Source organism: Burkholderia diffusa (assembly GCF_902499115.1).
GTDB lineage: Bacteria > Pseudomonadota > Gammaproteobacteria > Burkholderiales > Burkholderiaceae > Burkholderia > Burkholderia diffusa.
Window position 1 is genome coordinate 1 of the sequence record NZ_CABVPN010000032.1, and the last position, 14256, is coordinate 14256.

General features: G+C 64.1%; 15 protein-coding genes and 1 tRNA gene. 12 read left to right on the forward strand and 4 right to left on the reverse strand.

All coding sequences use genetic code 11. From position 1 onward, the window contains the following. The first annotated feature begins 278 nt into the window (after positions 1–278). A complete protein-coding gene (locus BTE28158_RS27285) occupies positions 279–1055 on the forward strand; it encodes an SDR family oxidoreductase (protein WP_059608590.1) in 777 nt (258 codons plus the stop codon). A 32-nt stretch (positions 1056–1087) separates the two neighbouring features. Further along, on the forward strand, positions 1088–1519 hold the full coding sequence (locus BTE28158_RS27290) for an acyl-CoA thioesterase (RefSeq protein ID WP_059608589.1): 432 nt from the start codon (positions 1088–1090) through the stop codon (positions 1517–1519). 106 nt (positions 1520–1625) lie between these two features. Here the strand turns inward: BTE28158_RS27290 and BTE28158_RS27295 are convergent, their stop codons facing one another. After that, on the reverse strand, positions 1626–2171 hold the full coding sequence (locus BTE28158_RS27295; RefSeq protein ID WP_059447349.1) for a LuxR C-terminal-related transcriptional regulator: 546 nt from the start codon (positions 2169–2171) through the stop codon (positions 1626–1628). A gap of 223 nt (positions 2172–2394) precedes the next feature. Here BTE28158_RS27295 and BTE28158_RS27300 point away from each other — a divergent pair, with 223 nt between their 5' ends. Further along, complete coding sequence (locus tag BTE28158_RS27300) at positions 2395–3099, forward strand: CoA transferase subunit A (protein ID WP_151049121.1); 705 nt, start codon at positions 2395–2397, stop codon at positions 3097–3099. A 1-nt stretch (position 3100) separates the two neighbouring features. Then, positions 3101–3742: a CoA transferase subunit B gene (locus tag BTE28158_RS27305; RefSeq protein ID WP_059608588.1), complete on the forward strand. Its 642-nt coding sequence runs from the start codon at positions 3101–3103 to the stop codon at positions 3740–3742. A gap of 78 nt (positions 3743–3820) precedes the next feature. On the opposite strand, the gene BTE28158_RS27310 is transcribed toward BTE28158_RS27305, so the two are convergent. From BTE28158_RS27310 to BTE28158_RS27320, 3 genes are read right to left on the reverse strand one after another with little or no spacing between them, the layout of a single operon-like run. Next, a complete protein-coding gene (locus BTE28158_RS27310) occupies positions 3821–4534 on the reverse strand; it encodes an SDR family oxidoreductase (RefSeq protein WP_151049119.1) in 714 nt (237 codons plus the stop codon). A gap of 38 nt (positions 4535–4572) precedes the next feature. Beyond that, entirely contained in the window at positions 4573–5583 is a 1011-nt protein-coding gene (locus BTE28158_RS27315; protein ID WP_151049117.1) for a polysaccharide deacetylase family protein, read from the reverse strand. A gap of 11 nt (positions 5584–5594) precedes the next feature. Continuing rightward, positions 5595–6152, reverse strand: a complete 558-nt coding sequence (locus BTE28158_RS27320) for an ester cyclase (protein WP_151049115.1) — start codon at positions 6150–6152, stop codon at positions 5595–5597. A 138-nt stretch (positions 6153–6290) separates the two neighbouring features. Between BTE28158_RS27320 and BTE28158_RS27325 the strand changes: the two genes are divergently transcribed. From BTE28158_RS27325 to rpmI, 8 genes are all read left to right on the forward strand, one after another. Next, positions 6291–7196 (forward strand): LysR family transcriptional regulator, encoded by a 906-nt coding sequence (locus tag BTE28158_RS27325; protein ID WP_124625977.1) that lies wholly within the window; start codon positions 6291–6293, stop codon positions 7194–7196. 132 nt (positions 7197–7328) lie between these two features. Further along, on the forward strand, positions 7329–8225 hold the full coding sequence (locus BTE28158_RS27330) for an alpha/beta fold hydrolase (protein WP_151049113.1): 897 nt from the start codon (positions 7329–7331) through the stop codon (positions 8223–8225). 80 nt (positions 8226–8305) lie between these two features. After that, positions 8306–8659, forward strand: coding sequence for a RidA family protein (locus tag BTE28158_RS27335; protein WP_014897238.1), 354 nt, complete (start codon positions 8306–8308; stop codon positions 8657–8659). Between the two features lie 44 nt (positions 8660–8703). Beyond that, complete coding sequence (locus BTE28158_RS27340) at positions 8704–10938, forward strand: RelA/SpoT family protein (RefSeq protein WP_151049112.1); 2235 nt, start codon at positions 8704–8706, stop codon at positions 10936–10938. A 97-nt stretch (positions 10939–11035) separates the two neighbouring features. Next, positions 11036–11112: transfer RNA gene (locus tag BTE28158_RS27345), tRNA-Val, on the forward strand. A gap of 271 nt (positions 11113–11383) precedes the next feature. Next, positions 11384–13291 carry a threonine--tRNA ligase gene (gene thrS, locus BTE28158_RS27350; protein WP_059608581.1) on the forward strand — a complete coding sequence of 636 codons (1908 nt, stop codon included), beginning with the start codon at positions 11384–11386 and terminating at the stop codon, positions 13289–13291. 49 nt (positions 13292–13340) lie between these two features. Next, entirely contained in the window at positions 13341–13865 is a 525-nt protein-coding gene (gene infC / locus BTE28158_RS27355) for a translation initiation factor IF-3 (protein WP_071734130.1), read from the forward strand. A 190-nt stretch (positions 13866–14055) separates the two neighbouring features. After that, positions 14056–14253 carry a 50S ribosomal protein L35 gene (gene rpmI, locus BTE28158_RS27360; RefSeq protein WP_004191477.1) on the forward strand — a complete coding sequence of 66 codons (198 nt, stop codon included), beginning with the start codon at positions 14056–14058 and terminating at the stop codon, positions 14251–14253. Positions 14254–14256: the final 3 nt, after the last annotated feature.

The window sequence follows — 14256 nt, forward strand, 5'->3', positions numbered from 1 at the left end:
TCGCCGCCGACAGCCCGGCGGGGCCGCCGCCGACGATCACGACGTCGTATTCCATCGATTCGCGCGGGCCGTATTGCTCGATGAGGCTTGCGGGGGTCATTGGCGTTCCTCTAACCGTTAGAATGCTTTTATTCGGGAGCGTATTGTCTGCGAAACGAAACGCTTGCCGCAACAGCATGCGCGTAGATTAGCACGATCGTTCTATTTTTTGTGCTAGGGTTATGCTGCGTGGGACAGGGCGCCCGCGGCGGCGAAACGACATCGAAAGGGGATGTGCAATGGGTCGATCGATCAATCTGGAAGGCAAGGTCGCACTGGTCACGGGCGCATCGAGCGGCCTCGGGCAGCGCTTTGCACAGGTGCTGTCGCAGGCCGGCGCGAAGGTCGTGCTCGCGAGCCGCCGCGTCGAGCGCCTGAAGGAGCTGCGCGCGGAAATCGAGGCGGCGGGCGGTGCCGCGCACGTCGTGTCGCTCGACGTCACCGACGTGCAGAGCATCAAGGCGGCCATCGCGCACGCGGAAACGGAAGCCGGCACGATCGACATCCTCGTGAACAATTCGGGCGTCTCGACGATGCAGAAGCTCGTCGACGTGACGCCAGCCGATTTCGAGTTCGTGTTCGACACCAACACGCGCGGCGCGTTTTTCGTCGCGCAGGAAGTCGCGAAGCGGATGATCATGCGCGCGAACGGCAACGGCAAGCCGCCGTACCGGATCATCAACATCGCTTCGGTAGCCGGGCTGCGCGTGTTTCCGCAGATCGGGCTGTATGCGATGAGCAAGGCGGCGGTCGTGCAGATGACGCGTGCGATGGCGCTCGAATGGGGCCGCCACGGAATCAACGTCAACGCGATCTGTCCGGGTTACATCGATACCGAAATCAATCATTACCTGTGGGAAACCGAGCAGGGCCAGAAGCTGCAGTCGATGCTGCCGCGCCGGCGCGTCGGCAAGCCGCAGGATCTCGACGGGCTGTTGTTGCTGCTCGCGGCCGACGAGTCGCAGTTCATCAACGGCTCGATTATCTCCGCCGATGATGGCTTCGGCCTCGCCTGAGTGGATGACATTCAGCAACAAAGAAGACTGCAATGAGCGAATATTCCCCCGTATTTGAAATGTCGATGCCGATCCGCTGGGGCGACATGGATGCATTCGGCCATGTGAACAACACGGTCTATTTCCGCTACATGGAGCAGGCCCGGATCTCGTGGTTCGAGGAACTCGGCATCGCTGGCGGCAACGGCGAGGGGCAGGGGCCCGTGATCGTCACGGCCTCGATGGAGTTCCTGAAGCAACTGCACTATCCGGGTGACGTGATCGCGAGGATGTCGGCCGCGAAGCCCGGCCGCAGCAGCTTCGACACTGGTTTCGAGTTGACGCGCGCGGACGATCCGGAGCATGTCTATGCGCGCGGCAACGCGCGATGCGTGTGGGTCGACTACGCGCTCGGCAAGTCGGTGCCGCTGCCGCAACTGTTGCGCGATACGATCGAGCGCGCGCTCGCGGCGAAGGTCGGCTGAGCGCGGCGGCACCGAAGCCGGCGCTCGGGCGCCGGTGTGTCGCCATTTCCCGTTGATTTCCCGAATCGGCCGCTTCCCGCGGCCGATGGCCATTCCCGGGTGCGTTTTACTGGCCGAGCAGGCGCTGCAGCAGTTCCGGCGTATTGTTCGTGCCGTACTTGCGCATCAACCGCGCCCGATAGATGTCGACCGTGCGCGAACTGATGTCGAGCACGCGCCCGATCTGCTTGCTGGTCTTGCCGGTCGCGAGCTGCGCGGCGATCTCGCGCTCGCGCGGCGTCAGCTCGACAGCGACGCGGCGCGTCGCGCTCAGGTCCTCGAACGTCCAGACGCCGGCCGCGAGCGGTGCGGTGCGGTCGAGTGCGCGCCCCGTCACGTGGCACCAGAATAGCTCGCCGTCGGCTCGTTTCATGATTCTGTCGTCGGCGTAGGTGCCGTTCGCGATCATCACGCGCGAGATGCGCTCGCCGATGCGCTGGAATTCGTCCGGCGACGGATAGAGCACCTCGTACGACTTCCCGATCAGATCGGCCCGCGCACAGCGGAAGATCGACGCGAGCGCGTCGTTGCAGTCCTCGATCACGCGGTCGCGCGACATCACGAGGCCGAGCGGCGCGAGGTGAAAGGCAGTCTGGTAATCGAGAGCGGGCATGGCGCAGGCAAGCGGAGGCAAACGCTTATGTATTTTTGCGTATTGTGCCGCATCCGCGCCGCATCGTACCCTTTCAGGCATCTCGCGGCGCCTTGTCGCGATATAAAAACAGCGCGCTTCGACGCAGGTATCGCCGTGCATGCATAGAATGATGCGGCGGGCTTGCGGCCCAGTGGGCGCGTGAACCGGTTTTGCTGGTTTCCATAGAGGAAGGGACATACAGATGAACAAAGTCTATCCAAGCGCGGCGGCCGCGCTGGAAGGGATCGTCCGCGACGGACAGACCTTCGCGGTGGGCGGCTTCGGCCTGTGCGGGATTCCGGAGGCGTTGATCGCGGCGCTGCGCGATTCCGCCGTCAAGGGCATCACCTGCATCAGCAACAACGCGGGTGTCGACGGCTTCGGTCTCGGCCTGCTGCTGGAAACGCGCCAGATCAAGAAGATGATCTCGTCGTACGTCGGCGAGAACAAGGAGTTCGAGCGGCAGTACCTGGCCGGCGAACTCGAGCTCGAATTCACGCCGCAGGGCACGCTCGCCGAGAAGCTGCGCGCGGGCGGTGCCGGCATCCCGGCGTTTTTCACGAACACCGGCTACGGCACCGTGATCGCGGAAGGCAAGGAAACACGCCAGTTCGGCGATCGCCACTACGTGCTCGAGCCGTCGCTGACGGCCGACGTCGCGCTTGTGAAGGCGTGGAAGGCCGACAAGTCCGGCAACCTGATCTATCGCCGCACCGCGCGCAACTTCAACCCGATGTGCGCGATGGCGGGCAAGATCACCGTGGCGGAAGTCGAGGAGATCGTCGAGAACGGCACGCTGGATCCGGACGAGGTCCATACGCCGGGGATCTTCGTGCAGCGCATCGTGCTGAACGCGACGCCCGAAAAACGCATCGAACAACGCGTCGTACGCGCGAAAGGAGACTGACATGGCCTGGAATCGTGACCAGATGGCCGCGCGCGCGGCGAAGGAACTGCAGGACGGCTTCTATGTGAACCTCGGCATCGGGCTGCCGACGCTCGTCGCGAACCACGTGCCGGCGGGCGTCGAGGTGTGGCTGCAGTCGGAAAACGGCCTGCTCGGCATCGGCCCGTCGCCGACCGAGGACGAAGTCGACGCCGACCTGATCAACGCCGGCAAGCAGACCGTCACGACGCTGCCGGGTTCGTCCATCTTCTCGTCGGCCGATTCGTTCGCGATGATCCGCGGCGGCCACATCAACCTCGCGATCCTCGGCGCGATGCAGGTCAGCAAGACGGGCGACCTCGCGAACTGGATGATCCCGGGCAAGATGATCAAGGGGATGGGCGGCGCGATGGACCTCGTCGCGGGTGTGAAGCGCGTCGTCGTGCTGATGGAGCACGTCGCGAAGGGCGATCAGCACAAGATCCTCGACGAATGCAACCTGCCGCTGACGGGTGTTGGCGTGGTCGACCTGATCATCACCGATCTCGGCGTGATCGAAGTGACGCCGAATGGCCTGAAAGTGCTCGAGCTTGCCGACGGCGTGAGCGCGGAAGAGATCCAGGCGAAGACAGGCGCGCCGCTCGATGTGAGCGCGGTCGTGTAAGCGCCGGCTTTCCGGCACGACGCTCGACGCCCCGCGTTCCCCTATGGAACGCGGGGCGTTTTGTCATGGCCGCATACATTACGCGATCGCACCGCCGCCGTCGATCAGCACCGTCGAGCCAGTCGCATAAGGCGTTGCCGCCAGATATACGATCGCATTCGCGACATCCTCCGGCTGGCCCACGCGGCGTGCCGGAAGGCGCTGCGCGGCGCCCGCGTACATCGCATCGCGCGCATCGGGTGCGAGCTTGTCCCACAGCGGCGTCGCGATCAGGCCGGGTGACACGGCATTCACTCTCACGGGTGCCAGCTCGAGTGCAAGGCCGCGGGCGAGCGCCTCGAGCGCCGCGTTGATCGCGCCCTGCAGTACCGACGATGCGTTCGGCCGTACGCTCAGGTAACCCGACACGAACGTCAGTGAACCGCCGGGCGCGATATCGATCGAGCGTGCGACGCGGTATGCGCCCCAGAATTTGCTGTCCATCGCGGCTTGCGCGTCGGCAAGCGGCAGCGTGCGGACCGGGCCCGTCGCCGTCTTCGCGGCCGAAATCACGACGTGGTCGAACTGCCCGATGCGCGCGCAGAACGCATCGACGGCCGCCGTATCGGTGATGTCGAGCGCTTCGGTGCGCACGTGCGCGCCCGGCGTGGCATCTGCATTACCCCTGGCCGGGTCGCGCGATGCAATCGTGACGACAGCGCCAAGTTGTGCGAATGCTTTCGCGGCGGCGGCACCGATGCCGGAACTGCCGCCGACGACGAGTACCTTCTTTCCGTGGAGTGAATCGTTCATGGTGGTCCTTCCGAGGTGAAGAGGTGGGCGCAATCCGGTCAGATCGTTTCGGCTTCGCGCACCGTCGACGGGCTGTGCAGGGCAAAGCGGGCAATGTCGTCCTTGCGCATGAAGGCTACGCCCGGATGCGATCGAGCGTAGTGCAGGAATGCGTCCCATGCGCGGACCATCTGCGGCGTGCCGCTAATCCGGTCGTGCGCGCTGATCGACATCAATCGCCGCCGCTGTCCGGCTTCCGCGTACAACTGGTCGAAATCGAGTTTGATCTGCTCGAGGAACATCGTCGTGGAATAGTTGCGGCCTTCGATCAGCAGGATGTCGTTGTTGCGCAACGTGTACGGAACGACCGCGAAATCGCGGCCGTCGACGGTTTCGATGAACGGCTCGTCACGGCTGACGTCGTCGATGTGATACACGTAGCCGAGTTCCTGCAGCAGCGGCAGCGTGTTCGGTCCGCGCCGCAGCCAGTTGCAGTTGTAGCCGATCGGTCGCTGTCCCGTCACTGCTTCAACCATGTCGCGAGCTTCGGTGAGGAAGCGGCGCTCGTCGTCGCGGCTCATCGCGAATTGCGATCGCCACGTCGGGCCGTGCGCGGCCGCTTCGTGGCCGCGCGTCACGATCTCGCGTGCCAGTTCGGGATGCCGGCGTGCGGCCTCTCCGATCATGTGCGACGTGACTTTCACGCCATGCCGGTCCCACAGGTCGAGAAGGCGCGGAATTCCTTCACGGTAGCCATATGCGAACCACGTGGCCGAGGCCAGATCGATCGGCACCGACGACGGAAATTCGACGGACGGGAACGGGCTGTCCGCGCCCTTGGGCGGTTGTCCGCCGGCCTCGAACTGCATCGAGATCGAGATGACGAGGCGCGTGTCGCCTTGCCAGAACCTGCCGGTACCTGTCGATGCGGGGCCCGGTGTCGGGGCGGCCGTTGCCGACCCGGAGGCGCCCGCGGCCATCGCGATGCCGGCTGCCAGCCCGGCACCCGCTTGTGCAAGAAACGTGCGGCGAGCCGGATGCGTCGTCGAACCGTGATTGCTGTCAGTCATCGTTTCCTCCGTCAGCCGACGAGCCCGAGCTGACGCATCAGCGTCAGGTTGTCCTCGATGTGCCAGTTTTCTGCTATCCGGCCATGGTCGATCCGGTAGATGTCGGTCGCGATGAAGTCGATCGACTGTCCGCTTCCGGTCGTGCCATTGAACGTGCCGGTGAAATGTCCGCGAAAGTGCAGGTGCACGACGACACGGTCGCCCGCCACGATCATCTGTTCGATGTCGCAACGCAGGTCGGGGATGGCTGTGCGCATCGTGCTGGACGCCGCGAGCGGTCCCGCTACACCTTGCTCACGGCCGGCCGGCAATGTCCGGTCGACGAAATCGGCCGCGAGCGCGGTGCGGGCGAGGGTCGCATCACCGGTATTCCAGAACGTGCCGTAGCGACGCGCGGCGAGGATTTGCGCACGTGCCTGCGTAGCCGGCACGTCGGTCGCGACGGTCAGGCTGTGCGGATCGAGAAGGTCGGCGGCGCGGGACGCTGCAGGCAACAGTGCAACGACACAGGCCGCTGCAGCGATGACGCGGGTAATCGGGCGTGCGATCGGAGGAAAGTGAATCGACATGGTTTCGGGTGTCCTGTGGATGGCGTCGTGGGGCGACGCGCTACAGGTATGGTAGGTTTCCATTTCGAGCTTAAATACGGGGAAAAGGCGAATGGATTATTCGACAAAAGGAAATGTCGAGGCTGGACAGGTGCCGCGATGCTGATCGACGATCTCCCGGCGCTCGATACCTTCGCGAGAATCGTGTCGGCCGGCAGCCTGTCCGCGGCGGCGCGCGAGCTTGACTTGTCGCTGTCCGTCGTCAGCAAGCGGCTCGCGCATCTCGAGTCGCAGCTCGGCGTGCGTCTGCTGCACCGGACGACGCGGCAGCAGACGCTGACCGACGACGGTGCGCAGTTCCATGCGCAGGTGCTGCGCATCCTGGCCGAGGTCGATCGCGCCGAAACGCTGATGAGCGATCGTCGCGGCACGGTCAGCGGCGTGCTGCGCCTGACGGCGCCCGGCGAACTCGGCCGGCTGCGGATTGCGCCGCTCGTCGCGGCGTTTCAACGGCAACATCCGGAGTTGACCGTGCAACTGATGCTGACCGACACGATCGTCGATCTGCTCGCGCAGGACATCGACGTTGCCGTGCGGATCGGCAGCCTTGCCGATTCGACGATGATCGCGCGCGAACTGGCGCCGAATCATCGCGTGCTATGCGCGTCGTCGAGCTATCTCGCCGTGCACGGGATGCCGGCTCATCCGGCCGAACTTCGCGCACATCGATGCATCGTGATGGGTGACCAGCCTCGTACGGAGTGGCGGTTCGACGGTGCAAACGGTGCAGTGGCGGTCGAAGTGACGGCCGCACTGCTGACGAACGACGGGGGTGCGGCTCGCACGTTGGCATTGGAGGGCGCCGGAATTGCGCTGAAGTCGATCTGGGACGTCGGTGCCGATCTGGAGGCCGGCCGGCTCGTCCGTGTGCTGCCGACGTTCGCGGCGCCTGCCGCACCGCTCCATGCCGTATACCCCGGCGGCCGTCACGTGCCGCTGCGCGTGCGGACCTTCGTCGATTTCCTGCGCGACCAGTTGCGCGAGACGTGGCGCCGCAGTGCGTGAGCGGTTGCGAACGATGCGTCGGATGACTGCGGCCGCGTGACGGCCCGTCGTTGCGAAGCGGTTTACAATCGTTCGCATCGGGCGGCGCGAGTGTTGCCCGCCGCACCGCCCCCGTTCGACAGGATGCCAACGATGCCATCAACTTCTGCGAATCCCCCGGTTCCCCGTCAGCGACGTGTGCAGTGTGCGAGCGCCGCCGGCCTTCACCACGTCGCCTATACCGAATGGGGCGACCCCGCCAATCCGCGTGTGCTGGTCTGCGTGCACGGGCTGACCCGCTCGGGGCGCGACTTCGACCGGCTTGCCGCCGCGTTGTCCGATACGTATCGCGTCGTCTGCCCCGACGTCGTCGGGCGCGGGCGTTCCGACTGGCTCGCCGATCCGCGGCTTTACGCGATCCCGCAATATGTGACCGACATGGTCACGTTGATCGCGCGGCTCGACGTCGAGTCGGTCGACTGGTTCGGCACGTCGATGGGTGGGCTGATCGGCATGGCGCTCGCGGGGCTGCCCGGTTCGCCGCTGCGCCGGATGATCGTCAACGACGTCGGCCCGCGCATCGAGCCCGATTCGCTGACGCGCATCGGCGAATACCTCGGCGTGCAGCCGTGCTTCGCGACCGAACAGGAGGGCATCGACTATCTGACGTCGCTGTCGCTGCCGTTCGGTGCGTTGACCGACGACGAATGGCGCGAGATCAATGGGCCGTTGCTGCGCGAGCTGCCCGACGGGGGCTGGACGATGCGCTACGATCCGCGCATCGCCGAACCGTTCAAGGCGACGACGCCCGAGCTGGCCGCGCTCGGCGAGGCCGCGCTGTGGCGCGCGATCGAGACCACCGATGCGTCGCTGCTCGTCGTGCGCGGCGAGCGTTCCGACCTGCTGTCGCGCGACACGGTGGCGGAGATGGTGCGTCGCGGCCGGCACGTGACGCAGGCCGAGATCCGGGGCGCGGGCCATGCACCGGCGTTCATCGGCGTCGACCAGATTGCGCTCGCCCGCCGGTTTTTCGTCGAAGGCGGCGCATAAACGCGTCATAATATGCGGTTCGGCGGCACGCGGGCCGCGTCGTCGCCGATTCTCACCCACTCACACGACCGGAACATTCCATGGCAGTCATTCGTCACCACGTCGGAGCGCGTCTCTCCGAAACCGCGATCCACAACGGTACCGTGTATCTGGCCGGCCAGATCGCCGAAGACACCACCCAGGACATCAAGGGCCAGACGCGCGAAGTGCTCGGCCACATCGACCGGCTGCTTGCCGAAGCGAACAGCGACAAGGCTCATCTGCTGTCGGTGCAGATCTACATTTCGGATCTCGCGAACTTCGAAGGCATGAACGCGGAGTGGGACGCGTGGGTCGCGCAGGGCAATACGCCGCCGCGCGCGACCGTCGAGGCGAAGCTCGCGGATCCGGCGCTGCTCGTCGAGATCGTCGTCGTCGCCGCGCAACGGAGCTGATCGAAGCGAAGCATTCCGATGACCGCGATACGCCTGGCCGTGCGATGACCGAGTCCGTTTCCGCTTCTTCCGTCACAGCGCCGTCGTTCGACGACGTGCTCGCGTTCGTGCGCGAGCGTGCCGGTGACGCGCGCCTGTCTTCGGGCGAACTGCTCGCCGATCACTCGGCGGGCACGGCGTCGATCATGCGCACGCTGAACGTCGACCCGCACGCAATGCAGGCGGCCGCGCTGTTCGTGCTCACACCGCACCTGAATGATCCCGAGCGGGAGCTGACCGAACGGTTCGGCGAAGAGGTCGCCCGGCTCGTATCCGACGTGCGCAAGCTGCTGCGGCTCGGCACCGTCAGCCTGCGCGCCGCGCAGAGCGTGATGCCCGATGCCGGGCGCGACGCCGCGCAAGAGCGGCGTACGCAGATCGAGGCGTTGCGCAAGATGCTGCTCGCGTTTGCGCAGGACATCCGCGTGGTGCTGATCCGGCTGGCGTCGCGGTTGCAGTCGCTGCGTTACTACGCGGCGGCGAAGATCGATCCGCCTCCCGACGTCGCGCGCGAGACGCTCGAGATCTATGCGCCGCTCGCGAACCGTCTCGGTATCTGGCAACTGAAGTGGGAGCTCGAGGACCTCGCGTTCCGCTTCGAGGATCCGGTCACCTACAAGCGCATCGCCAAGCTGCTCGACGAAAAGCGTATCGAACGCGAGGCGTACGTCGCGCAGGCGATCGAGCGGCTGCAGCACGAACTGGCGGAAGCGCACATCCCGGCCGATGTGAGCGGGCGGCCGAAGCACATCTACAGCATCTGGCGCAAGATGCGCGGCAAGGAGCTCGACTTCTCCGAGCTGTACGACGTGCGCGCGTTCCGCGTGATCGTGCCGGACATCAAGGATTGCTACGCGGTGCTCGGCATCGTGCATCACCTGTGGCAGCCGGTGCCGAAGGAATTCGACGATTACATCTCGCGTCCGAAGCCGAACGGCTACAAGTCGCTGCATACGGTCGTGATCGGCGACGACGGCCGCGCGTTCGAAGTGCAGATCCGCACGCAGGAAATGCACCGTTTCGCCGAGTACGGCGTCGCCGCGCACTGGCGCTACAAGGAAGCGGGAGCACGCGGCTACGGCGGCCAGTTTTCGGCGAGCGACAAGTACGACGAGAAGATCGCGTGGCTGCGCCAGCTGCTCGCGTGGAAGGACGACGTCGAGGATGGTACCGAAGTGTCGGGTGACCAGGCGTGGGCGCAGTTGCGTGAGACGTCGCTCGACGACGACCACATCTACGTGCTGACGCCGCAGGCGCGCGTGATCGCGCTGCCGCAGGGCGCGACGCCGGTCGACTTCGCGTACCACCTGCACAGCGAACTCGGCCACCGTTGCCGCGGCGCGCGCGTCGACGGCGTGATGGTCCCGCTGAATACGTCGCTCGCGAACGGGCAGACGGTCGAGATCGTCGCGGTGAAGGAGGGCGGGCCGTCACGCGACTGGCTGAACCTGCAGCTCGGCTACCTGAAGAGTCCGCGTGCGCGGCAGAAGGTGCGCGCGTGGTTCAACTCGATCGAGCAGGAAGAGAACATCGCGCATGGTCGCGCGCTCGTCGAAAAGACGCTGCAGCGCGAGGGCAAGACGTCGGTCAATCTCGACAACCTCGCCGCGAAGCTCGGCTTCAAGTCGCCCGAGGAACTGTTCTCGGTCGTCGGCAAGGAAGAATTCAGCCTGCGCAACGTCGAGCATGCGCTGTCGGATGCGCCGCCGCCCGAGCATGCGCCCGAGGCGCCCGCCGATTTCGAGAAGCGCAGCAGCGGGGCGAGTGTCGCGCACGGCGCGTCGACCGGCGTGCTGGTGGTTGGCGTCGATGCGCTGCTGACCCAGCTTGCGCGCTGCTGCCGTCCGGCGCCGCCCGACCCGATCAGCGGTTTCGTGACGCGCGGCAAGGGGATGTCGATTCACCGCAGTGACTGCCCGACGTTCCGGCGGATGGCCGAACGGGCGCCGGAGCGCGTGCTGCAGACAACCTGGTCGGCCGACGTGCTGGGCGGCCGTGGCGTGTCCGTCTATCCGGTCGACCTGATGATCGAGGCGAGCGACCGGCAAGGCTTGCTGCGCGATATCTCCGAAGTATTCGCGCGCGAGAAGATGAACGTGGTGGGCGTGAAGACGCAGAGCCGCCGGAATGCGGCATTCATGCAGTTCACGGTCGAGGTGTCGAATTCCGCGCAGGTGCAGCGTGCGTGCACGCTGCTCGGCGAAGTGCCGGGCGTGGTGCGGGCGGGGCGCAAGGCGTGACGCCCTCGTAAATGGGGGTGGAGCACGATCATTTTGCTGCGACCGCATAAAAGCGCTTGCCAAGTGAACGATAGCCCCATATAATCTTAGCTTCTTTAGGCTCGTAGCTCAGCTGGTTAGAGCACCACCTTGACATGGTGGGGGTCGTTGGTTCGAGTCCAATCGAGCCTACCAACGAATTGAGAATGCCCGGTTTTCGGGTGTTCGATGCAGTAAATAACTCAACGCGAACAAGGCGAATACGGTTATGACACCGCGAACGTTGATCGAAACCTTTTCGGAGCGACGCTAGTCGAGGAACGTTTTCGCCCTTTCAGTTTGAGTGAAGTATCGAATGCGGCCCCTCGAAAGCGGGGCCGCATTTTTTTTGTCGCGAAATTTTCGCGCGTGACTTTGATATCGCGTGCTTGGTTTGCCGCCCACTGTCGGCATCACGGAGATTGCTATGGTTTCGATACGCTTGCCTGACGGCTCAGTTCGACAATACGAGCATCCGGTGACAGTTGCCGAGGTTGCGGCCTCGATCGGTCCCGGCCTTGCGAAGGCTGCGCTTGGTGGCAAGCTCGACGGCGAGCTGGTCGATACGTCCACGGTCATCGATCGCGATGCATCGCTCGCAATCGTCACGGACAAGGATGCCGACGGTCTCGACATCATCCGTCACTCGACCGCGCATTTGCTTGCCTACGCGGTGAAGGACCTGTATCCGGATGCGCAGGTGACGATCGGCCCGGTGATCGACAACGGCTTCTACTACGACTTCTCGTATAACCGCCCGTTTACGCCCGAAGATCTGGAAAAGATCGAAAAGCGCATGCAGGAGCTCGCGAAGAAGGATGAGCCGGTGACGCGCCGCGTCGTGTCGCGCGACGAGGCGGCCGGTTATTTCCGCAGCCTCGGCGAGAAGTACAAGGCCGAGATCATCGAATCGATTCCGCAAAGCGACGAAATCAAGCTGTACTCGCACGGCGGCTTCACGGACCTCTGCCGTGGTCCGCACGTGCCGTCGACCGGCAAGCTGAAGGTCTTCAAGCTGATGAAGGTCGCGGGCGCGTACTGGCGCGGCGACTCGAAGAACGAACAGCTGCAGCGCATCTACGGCACGGCCTGGACGAAGAAGGAAGACCAGGATCAATACCTGCACATGCTCGAGGAAGCGGAAAAGCGCGACCACCGCAAGCTCGGCAAGCAGCTCGACCTGTTCCACATGCAGGAAGAGTCGCCGGGCATGGTGTTCTGGCATCCGAAGGGCTGGGCGCTGTGGCAGCAGGTCGAGCAGTACATGCGCCGCCGGGTGAACGAAGCCGGCTACCTCGAGATCAAGACGCCGATGATCATGGACCGCTCGCTGTGGGAAGCGTCGGGCCACTGGCAGAACTACCGCGAGAACATGTTCACGACGGAGTCGGAGAAGCGCGACTACGCGATCAAGCCGATGAACTGCCCGGGTCATGTCCAGGTATTCAAGCACGGCCTGCGCTCGTACCGCGATCTGCCGCTGCGTTACGCGGAATTCGGTTCGTGCCATCGCAACGAGGCATCGGGCGCGCTGCATGGCCTGATGCGCGTGCGCGGCTTCGTGCAGGACGATGCGCACATCTTCTGTACGGAAGACCAGTTCATCTCGGAATCGATCGCGTTCAACACGCTGGCAATGAGCGTGTACAAGGACTTCGGTTTCGATCACATCGACATCAAGCTGTCGCTGCGCCCGGACCAGCGTGCGGGCACGGACGAGACGTGGGATCGCGCCGAGCAGGGCTTGCGCGACGCGCTGACGGCCTGCGGCCTCACTTGGGAAGAACTGCCGGGTGAAGGCGCTTTCTACGGCCCGAAGATCGAGTACCACATCAAGGATGCGCTCGGCCGTTCGTGGCAGTGCGGCACGCTGCAGCTCGACATGGTGCTGCCGGAGCGCCTCGGCGCCGAGTATGTCGCGGATGACAGCAGCCGCCGCCGTCCGGTGATGTTGCACCGTGCGATCGTCGGTTCGATGGAGCGTTTCCTCGGCATTTTGATCGAGCACCACGCTGGTGCAATGCCGGCGTGGCTCGCGCCGTTCCAGGCAGTTGTGCTCAATATTGCCGAAAGTCAGGCAGAATATGCGCAGTCTCTGGCCCAATCGTTGCAAAAACAAGGGGTTAGAGTGACGGCCGATTTGCGCAATGAGAAGATTAGCTATAAAATACGCGAGCACACGCTGGAAAAGGTGCCTTATCTCCTCGTCGTGGGGGATAAGGAGCGTGATGCGCAAACGGTAGCCGTGCGTGCCCGTGGCGGCGTCGATCTTGGCGTAATGCCGGTCGAAGCCTTCGTTGAGCGTCTGCAGGAAGACCTGCGCTCGTTCAAGTAACCGCCCTGGCAGCGCGGCTCGTTTTTTTAATTTTTAGAGGAAACGTAACATCGCTACTGATAAGTCGTCGCATCGCATCAACGGTGAAATCACTGCGCCGGAAGTGCGTCTGGTCGGGATCGAGAACGAACCGCTCGGTATCGTAAAACTCGCTGATGCTTTCCGTAAATCGGAAGAACTGGATGTTGACCTGGTGGAAATCGCGCCGCAAGCGGTTCCCCCGGTTTGCCGTCTGATGGATTACGGCAAGTTCAAGTACCAGGAATCGAAGAAGCAGCACGAAGCGAAGCTGAAGCAGAAGGTCATCCAGGTCAAGGAAGTCAAGTTCCGCCCGGGTACCGATGACGGGGATTACAACGTCAAGCTCCGCAATCTCGTGCGCTTCCTCGAAGAAGGCGACAAGACGAAGATCACGTTGCGTTTCCGCGGCCGCGAAATGGCTCACCAGGAAATCGGTATGCGGATGCTTGAGCGTCTGCGCACGGATCTCGAGGAAGTCGGCCAGGTCGAGCAGATGCCGAAGATGGAAGGGCGCCAGATGATCATGGTGCTTTCGCCGAAGAAAAAGAAGTAACGGGCCCGCGCGCATGCCGCGCAGGTTCGAGAGTGGTTCGGTGCGTCGCCCGGTCAGGGCGGCGCGCCAACAATGACGGCAACTGTGCAAGCGGTTTGCCGTACACAAGTGGACTGGGTTTCGAAGGGCGGGTCAAGGGCGCAAGCCAACCGCACACCCATCGCCATCAAATAAACTGGAGTTGTTCGTCATGCCTAAGATGAAGACCAAGAAGAGTGCTGCAAAGCGCTTCGTGGTGCGTCCGGGCGGTACCGTCAAGCGCGGTCAAGCCTTCAAGCGTCACATCCTGACCAAGAAAACCACGAAGAACAAGCGTCACCTGCGCGGCGCAACGGCAGTTCATGATTCCGATCTGAACTCCGTCCGCGCAATGCTGCCGTTCGCGTAACCC